The sequence below is a fragment of the Polaribacter haliotis genome (assembly GCF_014784055.1).
Taxonomy (GTDB): Bacteria; Bacteroidota; Bacteroidia; order Flavobacteriales; family Flavobacteriaceae; genus Polaribacter; species Polaribacter haliotis.
In genome coordinates this window covers 2,807,907-2,825,213 of the sequence record NZ_CP061813.1, presented here as the reverse complement: position 1 = coordinate 2,825,213, position 17,307 = coordinate 2,807,907, and the positions used below count along the sequence as shown (strand labels likewise).

General features: G+C 29.6%; 16 protein-coding genes. 2 read left to right on the top strand and 14 right to left on the bottom strand.

Translation table 11 applies throughout. The annotated features are described in order from the left end of the window. Positions 1-104: 104 nt before the first annotated feature. Positions 105-278, bottom strand: coding sequence for a hypothetical protein (locus tag H9I45_RS12250; RefSeq protein ID WP_176397516.1), 174 nt, complete (start codon positions 276-278; stop codon positions 105-107). Positions 279-293: 15 nt separating this feature from the next. After that, on the bottom strand, positions 294-1,163 hold the full coding sequence (locus H9I45_RS12245) for an AraC family transcriptional regulator (protein WP_088352811.1): 870 nt from the start codon (positions 1,161-1,163) through the stop codon (positions 294-296). A gap of 208 nt (positions 1,164-1,371) precedes the next feature. On the opposite strand from H9I45_RS12245, the gene H9I45_RS12240 reads away from it, so the two are divergent. Next, positions 1,372-1,956 carry a T9SS type A sorting domain-containing protein gene (locus H9I45_RS12240; protein ID WP_088352810.1) on the top strand — a complete coding sequence of 195 codons (585 nt, stop codon included), beginning with the start codon at positions 1,372-1,374 and terminating at the stop codon, positions 1,954-1,956. 103 nt (positions 1,957-2,059) lie between these two features. On the opposite strand, the gene H9I45_RS12235 is transcribed toward H9I45_RS12240, so the two are convergent. The 9 genes from H9I45_RS12235 to H9I45_RS12195 form a co-directional block, all read right to left on the bottom strand. Beyond that, positions 2,060-2,842: an enoyl-CoA hydratase/isomerase family protein gene (locus H9I45_RS12235; protein WP_088352809.1), complete on the bottom strand. Its 783-nt coding sequence runs from the start codon at positions 2,840-2,842 to the stop codon at positions 2,060-2,062. A 50-nt stretch (positions 2,843-2,892) separates the two neighbouring features. Beyond that, positions 2,893-4,302 carry a sensor histidine kinase gene (locus H9I45_RS12230; RefSeq protein WP_088352808.1) on the bottom strand — a complete coding sequence of 470 codons (1,410 nt, stop codon included), beginning with the start codon at positions 4,300-4,302 and terminating at the stop codon, positions 2,893-2,895. 52 nt (positions 4,303-4,354) lie between these two features. Further along, positions 4,355-4,822 carry a hypothetical protein gene (locus H9I45_RS12225; protein ID WP_088352807.1) on the bottom strand — a complete coding sequence of 156 codons (468 nt, stop codon included), beginning with the start codon at positions 4,820-4,822 and terminating at the stop codon, positions 4,355-4,357. 115 nt (positions 4,823-4,937) lie between these two features. Continuing rightward, positions 4,938-8,297, bottom strand: coding sequence for a leucine--tRNA ligase (locus H9I45_RS12220; RefSeq protein ID WP_088352806.1), 3,360 nt, complete (start codon positions 8,295-8,297; stop codon positions 4,938-4,940). 126 nt (positions 8,298-8,423) lie between these two features. Beyond that, on the bottom strand, positions 8,424-8,981 hold the full coding sequence (locus H9I45_RS12215; RefSeq protein ID WP_088352805.1) for a DUF2911 domain-containing protein: 558 nt from the start codon (positions 8,979-8,981) through the stop codon (positions 8,424-8,426). A gap of 90 nt (positions 8,982-9,071) precedes the next feature. Further along, complete coding sequence (locus H9I45_RS12210; RefSeq protein WP_088352804.1) at positions 9,072-9,188, bottom strand: FeoB-associated Cys-rich membrane protein; 117 nt, start codon at positions 9,186-9,188, stop codon at positions 9,072-9,074. Beyond that, positions 9,188-11,299: a ferrous iron transport protein B gene (gene feoB, locus H9I45_RS12205; RefSeq protein ID WP_088352803.1), complete on the bottom strand. Its 2,112-nt coding sequence runs from the start codon at positions 11,297-11,299 to the stop codon at positions 9,188-9,190. Before feoB ends, H9I45_RS12210 begins: the two co-directional genes overlap by 1 nt. Beyond that, positions 11,299-11,529, bottom strand: a complete 231-nt coding sequence (locus H9I45_RS12200; RefSeq protein WP_088352802.1) for a FeoA family protein — start codon at positions 11,527-11,529, stop codon at positions 11,299-11,301. Before H9I45_RS12200 ends, feoB begins: the two co-directional genes overlap by 1 nt. A gap of 51 nt (positions 11,530-11,580) precedes the next feature. Beyond that, positions 11,581-12,261 carry an SCO family protein gene (locus H9I45_RS12195; protein ID WP_088352801.1) on the bottom strand — a complete coding sequence of 227 codons (681 nt, stop codon included), beginning with the start codon at positions 12,259-12,261 and terminating at the stop codon, positions 11,581-11,583. A 172-nt stretch (positions 12,262-12,433) separates the two neighbouring features. Between H9I45_RS12195 and rseP the strand changes: the two genes are divergently transcribed. After that, positions 12,434-13,792 (top strand): RIP metalloprotease RseP, encoded by a 1,359-nt coding sequence (gene rseP, locus H9I45_RS12190; protein WP_088352800.1) that lies wholly within the window; start codon positions 12,434-12,436, stop codon positions 13,790-13,792. Between the two features lie 279 nt (positions 13,793-14,071). Here rseP and H9I45_RS12185 read toward each other — a convergent pair whose 3' ends face one another. The 3 genes from H9I45_RS12185 to H9I45_RS12175 form a co-directional block, all read right to left on the bottom strand. Next, a complete protein-coding gene (locus H9I45_RS12185) occupies positions 14,072-14,938 on the bottom strand; it encodes a cupin-like domain-containing protein (RefSeq protein WP_088352799.1) in 867 nt (288 codons plus the stop codon). Between the two features lie 115 nt (positions 14,939-15,053). Beyond that, positions 15,054-16,484 carry a flotillin family protein gene (locus H9I45_RS12180; protein WP_088352798.1) on the bottom strand — a complete coding sequence of 477 codons (1,431 nt, stop codon included), beginning with the start codon at positions 16,482-16,484 and terminating at the stop codon, positions 15,054-15,056. Positions 16,485-16,492: 8 nt separating this feature from the next. Next, complete coding sequence (locus tag H9I45_RS12175) at positions 16,493-17,065, bottom strand: hypothetical protein (protein WP_088352797.1); 573 nt, start codon at positions 17,063-17,065, stop codon at positions 16,493-16,495. Positions 17,066-17,307 lie beyond the last annotated feature (242 nt).

Below are 17,307 nucleotides of genomic sequence, written 5' to 3'. Positions count from 1 at the left end.
ATAAAAAATTACCTTTAAAAATTAATTCTAAACGTGTTTTATTATTTATCCAACGAATTGTAAATATCTACACTAAAAAGCTTCTTAAAACCTCTAAAATTGATTTAATTTTCTTTTACAACTTCTAAAGCAGTAATTTTGTATTCAAGTTCAGAAAGTTTGGCTGCTTTCTCTATAATTTCATCAACCGTTAAATTTGAGTTTGAATTTATGGAGTTTAAAACCTCGTTACTTTTAAATGTGTAATAATTTAATGTTTCTTCTATTTTGTCTTCCATTTTTATCTTTTATTATTATTGAACGAAATTCAACATTTCACTTCTATATTTAGATGCAGATTTTCCAGTAAATTCTTTAAATAATTTATTAAAGTGAGAAAAATTATTAAAACCACATTCAAAACAAATATCTCCAATACTCATATTACTTTCCGATAATAATTTTGTTGCATGCACAACTCTATATTCATTTACTAATTTTGTAAATGTTTTAGAAGTTGTTTTTTTAAAGAATCTACAAAAAGCAGGAACTGTCATACTTACAACATCCGAAATTTCATCTAGTGCAATATGTCTATTAAAATTTTCATTTATATGTTTAAACACCAAATCTATCTTTTCGTTGTCTTGTGGCTGTGTTTCAAAAGCAAAACCATCTGCATTTAAAATGGTATAATCGTCTGTTCTTGCCAACTCTTTTAAAATTTCTAGAATAGAAATAATTCTATCTGCCCCTTCTAAATCTACTAGCTCTTCAATCTTAGCACCAATTCTTTTTTTAATTTCAATATTAAAACGAATTCCTTTTTTTGCGCGTTCAAAAAGTTGATCGATTGCAGCCATTTCTGGAATTTTAAAAAAATTTTCTCCTAAAAATTCTGGCTTAAACTGTATTAAGGTTTCGGAACCATTGGTTGTTAAACGATCCATATACCCTAAATGTGGCAAATTAGAACCAATTAAAACTAACTGACTATTATTAAAATAGCTAATATGGTTTCCAATATGTCTTTTTCCTTTTCCTTTATTAACGTATACCAATTCTATTTCTGGATGAAAATGCCAGAAAGCCTTTTTTGTTTTTAAAAACTGTACGTGTTTTTTAACCAATAAAGAACTACCGAAACTTGGTACAATTTTCTCTAATGTTGGTTTTGTTTTCATAATTTACTTTTTTCAAAAAACAAAATTACAACACTAAAACGGAAATAAATGTATAAAATTACCTTTATTGTGTTCTATATTAACTTAACATTAATTTAACACAGTATAATGTGATAATTTAGCATAGTTATTTGTCAATTTTGATGTTTTCAGGAACTTAAATCTGCCATAGATTTGCAGTATTAATAATAACTAATAAAAAAAGAAAATGAAAACGACAATTAAAAATTACTTAGTAGTAGCATTAATGTTCGGAACATTATTAGGTTACGCAAACGCAAACAATACAACTCCTACTGCAATAGATGGAAAAAGAGTAAAAGTTGAATTTAACGCTGTTAAAAAAGGAAATACTTTAACAATAACTCAGAAAAATGGTCCTGTATTATATAGCTCTGAGATAGAAAATTCAGGAACTTTCTCTAAAATATTTGATTTTTCTGCTTTAGAGTCTGGAAGTTATGTAGCAGAGTTAAACAAAGATTACGAGATTATTATAAAATCTTTCGAAGTAAAAAATGGTCTTGTTATTTTTTCTGAAAATGATATAACAGAGTTTAAGCCAGTTATTAGAACCGAAAACGAATTGGTTTTAATTTCTAAAATTTCTTTCAATCAAAAACCAGTTCAAGTTACTGTTTTTTATAAAGATGATGTAATTTATTCTGAAACAATTAAAGGAACAGAAAAGATTTTAAACAGAGTTTATAAAGTTTCTAAAGAGCTAAAAGGAAACTATAAAGTAATTGTAAACACAAACAATAGATCTTACTCACAAGACTTTAATCTTTAAAATATCAAATGAAATATTGCTATGAATTTGATAAAAAAAGCGAGCCTTTATTGGCTCGCTTTTTTTATGTTTTATTATTATTGGGAGTGAATGACTTTAATTATTAGTTTCCAGAGAAATTTGGTTTTCTTTTTTCTAAAAAAGCAGTGGTTCCTTCCTCGAAATCTTCGGTTCCAAAACACTCTCCAAATGCTGAAATTTCCACATCAAATCCATTTACACCATCTTGGAAATTAGCATTTATAGCTTTAATAGCTGCAGCAATAGCTACAGAAGAATTTCGCATAATTTTACTGGCAATTTTTTCTGCTAAGGGTATTAATTCTTCTTGAGAAACTACATGATTTACCAAACCACATTCTTTTGCTTCTTCTGCAGGAACCATTCCAGCTGTCATAATTAATTCCATTGCTTTTCCTTTACCAACTAACTGTGGTAAACGTTGTGTACCTCCATAACCAGGAATTACACCTAAAGAAACTTCTGGTAATCCCATTTTTGCATTGTCGGATGCAATTCTAAAATGACAAGCCATTGCCAATTCTAAACCTCCACCTAAAGCAAAACCATTTATAGCTGCAATAACAGGAGTTGCTAAATTTTCGATAAAATCGAATAGCATTTCTTGCCCTGCTCTAGCTAAACTTGCGCCTTCCTCTATAGAAAAATGTGCGAATTCAGATATATCTGCACCTGCAACAAATGCCTTATCTCCACTTCCAGTAACAATAATTATTTTTACGCTTAAATCGCTTTCTAAAACATCGAAAGCTTCATGTAATTCTTTTATAGTTACTTTGTTTAAAGCATTTAATTTCTTTGGACGGTTTATGGTTATTTGTGCAATACCATTATTTTTTGAAACTAATAAATTTTCGAAGTTCATTTTATTTGTTTTTATTTTTTATATAACTATGACTGGGAACAAAAACTATTTTATTTCTTAGGTAAAATAACTGTAAAAGTAGTTCCAACTCCTTCTTTGGAAGTAAATGAAATAGTACCTCCATAGGCTTCTATAATATTTTTAATAATTCCTAAACCTAATCCCATTCCACTTGACTTTGTTGTAAATTTAGGTTCGAATATTAATTCTTTTACATCTTCAGAAATTCCTTTTCCATTGTCTGACACTACAATTTTTACATTACCATTGTTCGATAAAACTTCTACTTCTACTAATGGGTTTTCCTCTTGTTCTGTAGCTTGTAAAGCATTCTTTACCAAGTTTGTTACAATTCTAATTAATTGTGTTTTGTCTAAAAATGCGTGTAATTCTTCTTCTTTGGGACTGTATTTAATTGCTTTTTCATTAAAAATATCTAAAGCTAATTTTACAACATCAATTACTTCTATTTCTTCCTTTTTTTGAGATGGCATTTTTGCAAAATCGGAAAATGCAGAAGCAATAGAACTCATAACATCTATTTGCTGAATTAATGTTTGTGAATATTCTTTCAATTTCTCCTTAATTTTTGGATCTTCAGCATTGAACTTTCGTTCGAAACTCTGCACAGTCAAACGCATTGGAGTCAAAGGATTTTTAATTTCATGTGCTACCTGTTTTGCCATTTCTCTCCAAGCTTGTTCACGTTCGCTTTTCGCCAATTTCGCAGCACTTTCCTCTAATTGATCGATCATATTGTTGTAAGCATCTACCAAAACTTCAATTTCCGAACTTGCTTTATTTAAAATAATCTTTTCATTTCTCTCGTTCAAACGCGTTTGTTGCATCTTATCTGAAATGGTTTTTATAGAGCGTGTAATATAACTAGATAAGAAAAATGCAATGGCAATCGCTATTAAAAACATTAAAATATATACCAACCCTAACCTGTACATAAACTCTCTAAGCTCGTATTCTATTTCGGAATTGTCTTGTGTAAACTGTAACTCTAAAATACCTATTCTTTTGTATTTAGAGTCGCTTATATAGGAATAAGAAGTTTGATAACTACTATCTTCTACTTCTAAATTTTTTAAAATTTTATGATTAGAATTTTGTGCCAATTCAATAATAATTTCCTCGGAAAGTGGCATAACATCTATCTTTTCGAAAGCACTTGCAATAGAAGATTTTAACAAATTTCCATTTAAGTCGTAAATGGCAATGTTTAGTTTATTAATTGAAGAAATTTCGTAAATACGTTCTTTAAAAATTTTATCTAAATTTTCTGTATTTACTGCATATGTGGTTTTATTGGTAAGTTCTAATTCTATAATTTGTTTTGCAATCGCTTCTTTTCTTTCGAAACGTTGTATGTTGTAATCTTTCGTTTGCTCATCATATTGATAAAGAGTTACCACTAATATTAAAATCGATGCTAATAACACCAATAAAATCATTGATAAAAAAATACGAATCCTTAAGGAAACATTCTTAAATATTTTCAAAGTCCTATTCTTTTATTTGTTTTGTTTTCATAGTTAAAAGATCGTCGAAATCGCCATCTTTATCCCAATCGTATTTGCTTTTTGCTGTAAAACCTTCTTCGGTTTTTGTAACATGGTAACTCACCTTCATATCTCTTTCATTATAAAAAAATTCTACAAAAAGAGAGTCGTTTTCTACTCGCCATTTTCCATCTGAATTCGAAGATTTTTCTCCTTTTTTATTGATAAACCAAGCCGAAAATGTTCCATCTGAATTGTATTTAGATTGTGCTAATAAATCAGGATTGTTTTCAAATTTATCTTCATAAATCTCTAAAGAATCTGTTTTTTGATAGGTTGGCATTTCCAATTTTAAATAAGTAGTTTGCCAACTTTGAGTTATATATTCTTTTAAAGAAGCTTCTTTATCTTTTTTACATGCAACAAAAAACGTTCCGAAAATTATTAAAAATATAATATATCTCATTTTCATATTGGTATTATTTTAAGAGTGACAAGGTACTTAAATAAAAAAGTCATTACAAATGCTGTAATGACTTTTAATATTGTTTTCACAACAAGTTAACACTTATGACCATAAATGTCTTTTAACCAACTATGTTTACAATTTTCCCAGGAACAATAATTATTTTTTTAGGAGTTCTACCTTCTAATTGCGCAATTGTTTTTTCATTTTCTAAAACTGTTTTTTCTATTTCTTCTTTTGATAAATCTAAAGGAAGCTCTAGAGTAAAACGCATTTTTCCGTTGAAAGAAATTGGGTAATTTTTAGAACTTTCTACCAAATGTTTTGCATCAAAAATTGGAAAAGGAGCTGTTGAAATAGACTCTTTATTTCCTAATTTACTCCATAATTCTTCTGAAATATGTGGTGCGTAAGGTGATAATAAAACCAATAACGGTTCTAATATTTCTTTCTTATTACATTTTAAGCCTGTTAAATCGTTTACAGCAATCATAAACGTAGAAACAGAGGTATTAAAAGAGAAATTCTCGATATCTTCTTGTACTTTTTTAATTGTTTTATGTAAAACTTTTAGTTCGTCTTTAGTTGCTTTTTCTTCGGATACAATTACGCCATCTTCAGAAACATATAATTTCCATAATTTCTTTAAGAAAGAATAAACACCAGAAATACCTGATGTTTTCCAAGGCTTTGCTTGTTCTAATGGCCCTAAAAACATTTCGAACAAACGCAAAGCATCTGCTCCATATTCTCTTACAATATCATCAGGATTTACGACATTGTATTTAGATTTAGACATTTTCTCTACTTCTCTACCAACTTTGTAAACACCTTCTTCTAAAATGAATTCAGCATTTTTATAATCTGCATTTAAAGGATGATTTTTAAAACCATCTACATCTAATTCATCTGAAGAATTTACCAAAGAAACATCTGAATGTATAGGTGTTTTGGTAATCATTACTAAATCTGCAAAATTAGGATTCAATAATTTATTATCTAATAAGTAGTTTTTTACAACAGTTTCAAATTCATCATCATTAGAAAATAAATTTTTAGAAACAAATACGGTTGGTATTTCTGCGATAATATCATCATTAGATTTTTCATCAGAACAACCACAACCATTTTGAATAAAAGGAGTTGCTTTATATACAAAAGCAGAAGTTCCTAAAATCATACCTTGGTTTATTAGTTTCTTCGCAAATTCATCTACAGGAACAATTCCTTTATCGAACAAGAATTTCTGCCAAAAACGAGCGTATAATAAATGCCCTGTTGCGTGTTCTGAACCTCCAATATATAAATCTACTTCTTTCCAATAATCTAAAGATTCTTTACTTGCAAATGCTGTGGAATTTTGCGAATCCATATATCTATTAAAATACCAAGAACTTCCTGCCCAACCAGGCATTGTGTTTAATTCTAAAGGAAAAACAGTTTTGTTTTTCAACTTTTCGTTCGAAACAACTTTATTCCCACGAGAATCCCAAGCCCATTCTGTTGCGTTTCCTAAAGGTGGTTTTCCATCTTCAGTTGGCAAGTATTTTTCTACTTCTGGTAAAACGATTGGCAAGTGTTTTGCGTCAATCATTTGTGGCATTCCGTCTTTGTAATATACTGGAAAAGGTTCTCCCCAATAACGTTGTCTGCTAAAAACAGCATCACGCAATCTATAGTTTATTTTTCCATAACCAAAACCACGTTTTTCCATTTCGAAAATGGCTAATTTTAATGCTTTCTTGTATTTTAATCCTGATAAAAAATCTGAATTTGCAATTTTAGTTCCGTCTTTATCTGTGTGCGCTTCTTCAGAAATATCTACACCTTCAAAAATATTAGGAATCGGAATATCAAAATGTTTTGCGAAATCATAATCACGTTGATCCCCACAAGGAACTGCCATAACTGCTCCTGTTCCATAACCTGCTAAAACGTAATCTCCAATCCAAATTTGTATTTTTTCACCAGAAAAAGGATGAATTGCATACGCTCCTGTAAATGCTCCAGAAATGGTTTTTACATCTGCCATTCTATCACGTTCAGAACGTTTTGCTGTTGCTTCTATATACGCATTAACTTCGTCTTTTTGCTTATCTGTAACGATTCGTGACACCAATTCGTGTTCTGGAGCTAAAGTCATAAAACTTACTCCGTAAATTGTATCTGGTCTTGTTGTAAAAACATCAATTTTATATTGATTTTCCTCTTTTACAACTTCTTTTTTTGCAGTTTCTTTAACTGTTACTTTTGGAAACTGAATTGCAAAATTAATTTCTGAAACAACTTTTTCTACATTTTTAAGAACCTCATCATTTGTAAAACGAATTACATTAAAGCCTTCATTATTAAAATAAGTTGTTCTTGCTTCTTCATCTTCTTTTCCAGAAAATTCAACAATTAAATTTTTAGAAACACATACATAATCTACTAAAAATGTGCCTATTGTATATTTTCTTCTAAATTTTGAAGCTCCTTTTTTATTCTTTAATTCGTTCCAAAGCGTCGTTTCTGCTTTTGTTGAATTTTGTCTTATTTCTTTTAAAGCTTCTAATTCTTTGTAAGATAATTTTACTTCATTCGATTGTTTTTCACTTCCATTATCAACCTTAAAAGTAACCATTGCTCCTTGAGAACGTCCAATCCAATTGGTTTGAGAATCTTTTAAAGGTTGTGGCCAATCTATGGTTTCTAATCCGTCTAACAAACGTTGTGCATATGCAGAAATTCGCATAGACCATTGTGTCATTTTTTTACGAATAACAGGATGACTTCCACGTTCTGAAACTCCGTTTACAATTTCGTCGTTTGCTAAAACTGTTCCTAAAGCAGGACACCAGTTTACTTCTGTATCTGACAAAAATGTTAATCTGTATTGTAATAAAATTTCTTCTTGTTCTGTTTTTGAGAATGCTTTCCATTCTTCCGCAGAAAAAGGTTTTATATCTTCATCACAAACTGCATTTACTTTAGAATTTCCTTCTTTTTTGAAGAGTTTTTCTAAAGTTGAAATGTCTTCTGCTTTGTCTGAATCTTTATTATACCAAGAATTAAACAATTGAATAAAAATCCACTGTGTCCATTTATAATATTCAGGATTTGACGTTCTAACTTCTCTACTCCAATCAAAAGAAAAACCAATTTTATCTAATTGTTTTCTATAAGTTGCAATGTTTGCTTCCGTAGTTTTTGCTGGATGTTGCCCAGTTTGTATTGCATATTGTTCTGCTGGTAAACCAAAAGAATCATAACCTTGAGGATGCAAAACATTAAAACCTTGGTGACGTTTGTAACGTGCATAAATGTCACTTGCAATATATCCTAAAGGATGCCCAACATGCAAACCTGCTCCACTTGGGTAAGGAAACATGTCTAGTACATAATATTTAGGTTTTTCACTTTCATTACTGGCTTTAAAAGTTTGGTTTTCTGCCCAAAATTTTTGCCAATTCTTTTCTATTTCTTGATGATTGTATTGCATTTCTCTTCTCTTAATTATGGCGCAAATTTACGTTTATTCTACAAAAGAAGTAATTTGTAAACCACTAAATTTTAGGCATAAAAAAACCGCAATTAAATTGCGGTTTTTTATTATAAATAAATACGTTTATTCTTCTTCTATTTTTAACTCTAAAGGGACTGAAACAACAGTGTTTCCCCAACCCATATGCATTTTTATATTATCTTCTTCTCCATCAAAAACAATTGAAAAAGCTTCTAAACTATCACTAGATTTAGAAATTTTTCCAGAAACTCTTAAAACATCTTGTTTTTCATCATAAAAATAAGAACCCCAAACATTTTTTTGCTTGCTTAGAATTACTACCCAATTTCCATCTTGAGGAATTGTAAAAAGTGTGTACGTTCCTGGCCTAACTTGTTTACCACCAAAATCTAATTCTTTGTAAAAAGTAATTTCTGCAGCTTCGTTTGCTCCTGTTCTCCATACTTTATCTTTTGGTGCTAATTTACTTAAATCTCTTCCTTTTAATTGTGGGCGGCTATAGATAACTTTCACTAATTTATTTGCTTCTTTCCAATTATTTGGATAAGATGCAGCGTCCATTGGACTTACATCCATTTTTGGAAATTTCTGAGCAATTGCTTCATTGGAGAATATTAAAACGACTGCTAAAACTACTAACGATATTATAGATTTTTTCATAATTACTATATTTTTTAAATTTATTTTTTATCTAGTCTGCCAAAAATAAGAATCATTACAATAATTATATCTTATATTTCTGTTAAGATTCTAGTGACAACCACAATCTGTATTGCAATTTCCTTTTTTCTTTTTTGGAAATGCATATTTCTTTACCAAGAAAAACAAGGCAATAATTAATAAAGAATAAGCGATGACTTCTTGCATTAACTTAATATTTGATAAACAATTAAAGAGGATACATATGCCAATAAACCCATTCCAAAAAACTGAATTAAAGGCCATTTCCACGTTTTTGTTTCACGTTTTACAATTGCCAATGTTGCCATACATTGCATTGCAAAAGCGTAAAAAATTAACAACGACATTCCTACAGCAAAATTAAATCGTTTTTCTCCTGTTGCTGGGTTTATTTCAGAACGCATTTTTTCTTTAATTGTTGCTGTGTTTTCATCATCTGCTTCTACACTGTAAATGGTTGCCAAAGTTCCAACAAAAACTTCTCTTGCCGCAAAAGAAGTTATTAAAGCGATGCCTATTTTCCAATCATATCCTAAAGGTCTTATTGCAGGTTCTATACTTTTCCCCATAATTCCTATGTAAGAATTTTCTAATTTTACGGATGCTATTCTTTGATTTAATTCATCTTGAGATAAGTTCTGGTTCTCTACATTCTCTAACACATTTTTTGTTGCATTTGTATATGATTTTGGGCCATTTGAAGCCAAAAACCACAATACAATAGACAAAGCCAAAATGATTTTTCCTGCTCCAAAAACAAATGCTTTCGTTTTTTCTAAAACATCAAAAAATACATTTTTAATAGAAGGTATCTTATAATTTGGCATCTCTACAACGAAAAAAGATTTTGACTGAATCTTTAAAGTTTTATGCAAGATATACGCTCCTAAAATAGCCATTCCAAACCCTAAAGCATATAACAATAACAACACCAAACCTTGTAGATTTAAAAACCCTAAGATTTTTATATCAGGAATTATTAATGCAATTAATATCGCATACACTGGTAATCTTGCAGAACAGGTTGTAAATGGAGTTACTAAAATGGTTATTAATCGCTCTTTCCAACTAGAAATTGTTCTAGTTGCCATAATTGCAGGAATCGCACATGCTGTTCCAGAAATTAATGGAATTATACTTTTTCCATTCATTCCAAAACGTCGCATAATTTTATCCATCAGAAAAACAACACGACTCATATAACCAGTTTCTTCTAAAATCGCAATAAATAAAAATAATATGGCAATTTGCGGAATAAAAATTAACACACCTCCAATTCCTGGAATGATTCCTTCTACCAATAAATCTGTTAAAAGTCCTGGTTGAAAACGATCTCTTGCAAAGTCAGATAATTCCGCAAAAGTGGTATCTATTAAATCCATTGGTAAAGTTGCCCAATCGAAAATAGATTGAAAAATGACCAATAAAATCATAAAAAAGAAAAAATAACCAAAAATTTTATGTGTAAATATTTTATCTAATTTACTACGAACATCTGTCGCTTTCGTTTTATCTACAATGTAAGTTTTCTTTAATATTTTATTAATTTCTTGATAACGATAAATGGTTTCTTTATGTTGATATTTTTTCAACTTAGAAACATCTTGTTTAAACGCTAATAATTTTTCTTTTTCTTCTTTTGTAATGGAATCTGGATAGTTGTTTTGAGTAACCATTAACCACAATTCATACAAAGAATAATTAGGACTAATTTCTTTTAATTTTTGAAAATAATCTGGATCTATTTTAGAATTTATACCACATAAAGGAGAAGCTTTTGCTGCAACATGACAACGAATAATCGCTTCTTTTACATCGTTTATTCCTTGGTTTTTTCTAGCACTAATTAAAACAACTTCTGTATTTAATTCTTTTTGGAGTAAAGACAAATCTATAGAAATTCCTTTTTTATTCATTTGATCGACCATGTTAATAGCCAAAACTGTAGGGATTTCTAAATCTTTAATTTGAGAAAATAATAATAAATTTCTCTTTAAATTCTCTACATCTGCAACTACTAAAATTACATCTGGAGATTCTTTAATATCTTTTTTAAGTAATGTTTTTAAAACAATACTTTCGTCAAGTGATGTTGGGTTTATACTATAAGTTCCTGGTAAATCTGTAATAATTGCATTCTGTGTTGCAGATAATTTACTAATTCCTTGTTTTTTATCTACAGTAACTCCTGGGTAATTACCAACTTTCTGATTTAAACCTGTAAGCTGATTAAATAGCGAAGTTTTACCCGTATTTGGGTTTCCAATTAAAGCAACTTTTATATCGTTTTTAGACATTATAAATTCGCTTTTAAAATTTTAATTTGTGAAGCTGTTTCTTTTCTAATTGCCAAATGACTTCCATTTACACAGATGTATAGAGGATCTTTTAAAGGCGCAATTTGTATTAATTGAACTTCTGCTCCAGGCAAACAACCCATTTCTAATAATTTTAGAGGTATAAAATCTAAAGATTCTTCTGAAATATAGCCTAATTCGCCAATATGTAAAGATGCAATTGTGCTCACAATTTTTTATTTGGAAAGCAAAGATAACCATTTAGAATGATTCTAAACAAGTTATTTAGATGCATATTCTTCCTTCAACAAAACAATATCTTTCTTCAGCTTTTCCATGTCTTCTTTTTCTGTTCCATCATAATAACCACGAATTCTTCTTTCTTTATCTACCAAAACAAATTGTTCTGTATGAATAAAATCGTCTTCTCCTCCATCTCCTTCGTCTAAAACAGCGAAATAACTCTTCCTCGCCAATTCGTAAATATGCTTTTTAGAGCCTGTGGTTACATTCCATTTTCCATCTATTACACCTTTGTTTTCTGCATATTTTTTTAAAACTGAAACACTATCCATTACAGGAGTTACAGAATGAGAGAGAAACATAATATCATTATCATTTTTATAATATTCTTGTAATTCATTCATATTATAAGCCATAGCAATACAAATGGTTTTACAACGTGTAAAAAAGAAATCTGCAACGTAAATTTTATCTTTATAATTTTTATTTGTAATGGTTTCTCCATTCTGATTTATCAACTTAAAATCGGCTATTTTATGGTTTTTTTGAATATGCAACATCGATTCGTCTACCAATTGCGGATTTACATCTACAGGATTAAATACTTTTAGTTTTTTATCGACTTTTAATAAATGATAAAAAACAGGAATTGCAATAGCAGAGAAAACCACTAAAAAAATAAGTGTAGGTAACGATTTTTTAAAAAACTTAAAATCCATAAAATGAAGTTATTTCTGCAAATTTACGACTTAAAAAATCGTTTAGAAAGGGGTTTTAGTAGCGATCAATCTAAAATGTTTGTTAAAATAAAAAATGTAGCTTCGATAGTTCTTTTACAACTCTCTTTAAAAACGTACATTTGCACGTTTTTTAACTATGATTTAACGCTGAATGGAAATATTAATAAAAGCATCTCAATTTATTTTAAGTTTATCTTTGTTGATTGTTTTGCACGAATTAGGGCACTTTATCCCTGCAAAATTGTTTAAAACGAGAGTAGAAAAATTCTATTTATTCTTCGATTATAAATTCTCGATTTTCAAGAAAAAAATTGGTGAAACTGTTTACGGAATTGGTTGGATTCCTTTAGGAGGTTATGTTAAAATCTCTGGAATGATAGACGAAAGTATGGATACAGAGCAAATGGCTTTGCCTCCACAACCTTGGGAATTCCGTTCGAAACCAGCTTGGCAACGTCTTATTATTATGTTAGGTGGTGTTTTTGTAAACTTTGTTTTAGGAATTTTTATTTACATAATGCTTATGTGGGCTTATGGAGAAAAATATCTACCAAATGAAAATGTAAAAGATGGTGTTTGGGTAGAAAATAAATTAGCAGAAAATTTAGGTTTACAAACTGGTGATAAAATTTTAACAGTTGATGGACAAAAAGTAAAGAAATTTAATGGGTTATCTTTAGAATTTATCAACGGAAATAAATACGAAATAGAAAGAAATGGACAAGTTTTAGAACAAGAAATTCCAGAAGATTTTATTTCTCAGTTAATGGATAGAGGAAAAGATGCTGGAGCTTTTTTATATCCTAGATACCCATTTACAATTGGTGGAATACAAAAAGATTCTTTAAATGCTTCAAGTGATTTAAAAAAGAGAGATATTATTGTAGCCATTAATGGAACACCTATAAATTATTACGATGAAGCAAAAGCAGTTTTATCTAAATACAAAAATCAAGATATTACTGCAACCGTAAAAAGAGGTAACGAAACTAAAGAAGTGGTTTTAAAAGTTTCTAACAGTGGTAATTTAGGTGTTGTTTTTTCTACCATACCTTTTAATGATTTAGAAAAATTGGGCTATTATGATTTAGCAGATATAGAGTATTCATTTACAGAAGCAATTCCTGCTGGTTTAAAAAAATCTTGGAAAACGCTTACAGATTATATGAAGCAATTGAAAAAGATTTTTAATCCAAGTACTGGAGCATATAAAGGCTTAGGTGGTTTTATTTCTATAGGTAGTATTTTTCCTTCTGAATGGAGCGCACAATCTTTCTGGGAAATTACCGCATTTTTATCGATCATGTTAGGGTTTATGAACTTATTACCAATACCTGCTTTGGATGGTGGTCATGTAGTTTTTACACTTTGGGAAATGATTACTGGAAGAAAACCTGGAGATAAATTCTTAGAATATGCACAAGTAGTTGGTTTTATCTTATTAATTGCATTACTACTTTTTGCAAATGGAAACGATGTTTATAGATGGATACAAAGTTTGGGAAATTAAATAAAACATCTATTTAAAATATTAAAAAGCCTCACAACAAGATTTGTGAGGCTTTTTAGTTTAAATTTTAAATGATCGATTAATAATAGAAAACCAAGTATACTCTATATTGCATTTATCGCAAGCATAGGATTTAGTTCCCGGAATTAATCTAGCAATTCCTTTTCTTCTCATTCTGTGCCTAGACACAGATTTACATCTTGGACAGGCTTTCATATAATTAGTAATATTTGTTAGACCACTGCAAAATACTAAAAAACTGAATTATAAATACCTATTTTAAAGGTTATTATAAGAATTTGTTTTAATAATGGCTTGTTCGTTTTTCCAATCGATCCATTTTTGTCCTTTTATTCTTCTCATTATATTATCGATTGTTCGCATTACAAAAACATTGTAAATGGCTTTCGATAAATTTTTAGGTTTTCTAGCAATTGCTCTTAAACTCATAGAAAAACCTGGGGTAATATATTTCATATAATGCCAATAACCTTCTGGCATATATAAAATTTGCCCATGCTCTAAGTTCGTTTTATACCCTTTTGCTTTTTTTAAAGCTGGCCATTTGTTAAAATCGGGATTCGAAAAATCGATATCTTCTCTAGTTATTAACGAATGTGGAATTTTATACAAATACTTGTTCTGCTTTTGATCGAACAAAATAATTTCCTTTTTTCCTTCAAAATGAAAATGAAAAATATTCGCTAAATCAATATCATAATGCATAAAAGTGTAAGAGTCTGTTCCTCCAAAAAATAACATTGGTAAACCTTTCATTAATCGTAAACCAAAATCTGGAAACGTAAAATCTTTTTGTAAAACTGGTACTTCTTTTAAAACATTCCAAAGAAAAATTCTGAATTTTGTAGGCTTACTTTTTAGCAAATCTACATATTCGCTCATTTTCATGGTTGCATGTGGCTCGTTAAAACCATCTTTAAAATCTACAGGCCTATCATCATACAAAGGCACAGTTTTATCTCCTGCAACCTCTTTTATGTACTCTAAGTTCCACTTAGAATATGCAGGCCAATCTTCTATAAACTGTTCTATAACTACTGGCTTTTGTGGCTTAAAATAGTTTTTTATAAAATCTTCTTTCGTAATTGTTTTTACTCTATCTATTTGAGATAAGTTTAAAGACATAGCTTAGCTTTTTTGACGATGCAAAGTTAAGAAATTGTTAGTAAAATCTTTGTTAAAACAAAAAACCATCATTCAAAAAAATATTGAATGATGATTCTCATAAAAATTAAAAGGTTTATTCTTTAGATGAAGAATTCGTTTTTATATCTGTTATATCCTCTGCCTTTATATCTGTAATATCTTTTCCTTTTAGATAACTTGGCAATTCCATTCCTGCCATATTAAACATTTCTTGTAAAGGCGGAACAGCTTTATACATACCAGAAATAAAGTTAGAGGTAGATGTTTTACCTTCTTTTCCTCCACCATTTTCCCAAACAGTAACTTTATCAATTTTAATATTTTTAATAGCTTCTGCTTGTATTTTTACCAATTCTGGTAATTTATCTGCAATTAATAATAACGCTGCGTTTTGCGAATCGTTTCCAGCTGCTTTTACAATTTGATCTAAACCTTGTGCTTGTTTTGTTAAAACTTCATACAAACCTTGTGCTTCTGCTTGTGCTTTAAATAAAATTGCATCTGCTTCTCCTTTTGCAATTCTTCTAATATTTTCTGCTTGGGCTTCTGCATCTATTTCTACTTTTCTTTTATCTATCTCTGCAGGTACAATAATATCTGCTAATTGAGAAGAACGCTCTCTATCTGCTCTAGCAACTTCTGCTTCTTGCTCTGCTGCATAGGATTCTTTTAATGCGTTTGCAGTTTGTACTTTTTCGGATGCAATTGCTGTACGTTCTGCTTCTGCTTCTCTTTGTCTTCTTAAAGAATCGGAATTTGCAACTGCAATTTTTGCAGTATTTTCTCCTTCTACAGCTTGGGCATTTGCTGCTGCAACTTGGCTTCTTTCATCTTGTACTGCATTTGCTTCTCCAATAGAACCATCTCTATTTTTTTCTGCTACAGATTTTCTTGCTGCGTTAATTGCATGTGCTGCTGCTTCTTTTCCTAAAGCTTCTATATAGCCAGATTCATCAACAATATCCGTAATATTTACGTTGATTAATTTTAAACCAACTTTCTTTAATTCTGTTTCTACAGACTGAGAAATGTTCGTTAAAAACTTGTCTCTATCGTTATTAATTTCTTCAATATCCATAGAGGCAACTACCAAACGTAATTGTCCAAAAATAATTTCTTGTGCCAATTCTTGAATATCGCTTTGCGCTAAACCTAATAAACGTTCTGCAGCATTTTGCATAATTCCTGGCTCTGTAGAAATACCAATTGTAAACCTACTTGGAACGTTTACTCGAATATTTTGTTTAGAAAGTGCGTTTACCAAATTCACTTCAATAGAAATTGGTGTTAAATCTAAAAATTGATAATCTTGAATTACCGGAAAAATAAATGCGGCTCCACCATGAATACATTTGGCAGATTCGCCTCCACCTACTTTTCCATACACTACTAAAATTCTGTCTGAAGGACATCTTTTGTAGCGTTTTATCATTGCAATTATTAATATAAAAATAAAGAGAATTGCAATTCCTATTCCTATTAAACCTGCAGGCAGGCTAGTTTGTAATGTTATAATATTTAGCATAGTTGTTTTTAGTTTTGTGGTTGTATAATTAATATTCCGTTGTTGGTTACTTCTACTACTTTAATAACTTTACCTTGTTTTAAATCTTCATTATGGTCTGTTAAAGCTTCTAATTCTCTTAAAGATCCTTGAATTTTAATTTGAATTTTACCTGTTTTAGATCTGTTTGCGCCAACTGTTAAATAAACTTCGCCAATAGAATTTAAAGCATTTTGCATTTTTAAGGTGCCACTTGAGGTTAATTTGCTGATATAATAAAATAATGCAGCCATAATAAACATCATAATTAAACCACAAACAATAGAAATAATTATAGTGATTCCTTTTGAATTTCCTGCATCTATACTCGCAATTCCACTCCATCCGAAAATTGCAAAAAAGGCAACTAAATTCTTAAAAGTAAAAAATTGAAATCCTGCACCTGTATCTGCATCAATTTCTGCATCTACATCTCCAATATCATCTGTTTCTGCACCAATAATTGTAGAAATTAATACGAGCAAAAACATAAAAGTAGAAATACCTGCAAGTACCCAGTACGTTTTTTGAAAAGAGGTTAACTCTTGAAACCATTCCATCATAATAGTTAGTTTTAAAGTGAATAAATATAAGAGTTTAAGACTGAACAAACCGTATTTATTTGGTCTATAAACAGAAACCTTTTTTAAAGAAATTTACTTCTTAAACAACTATAATTAATAGATTAATTCTAGACTTAATACTATTTAATGTTCGAAAAGTTTGTTGGGTTTCTATCTATTAGTAGCTTTAAAAGATATTTTGTTACAGAAATAATTAAAATTAAAAAAAATGCCTTGATACA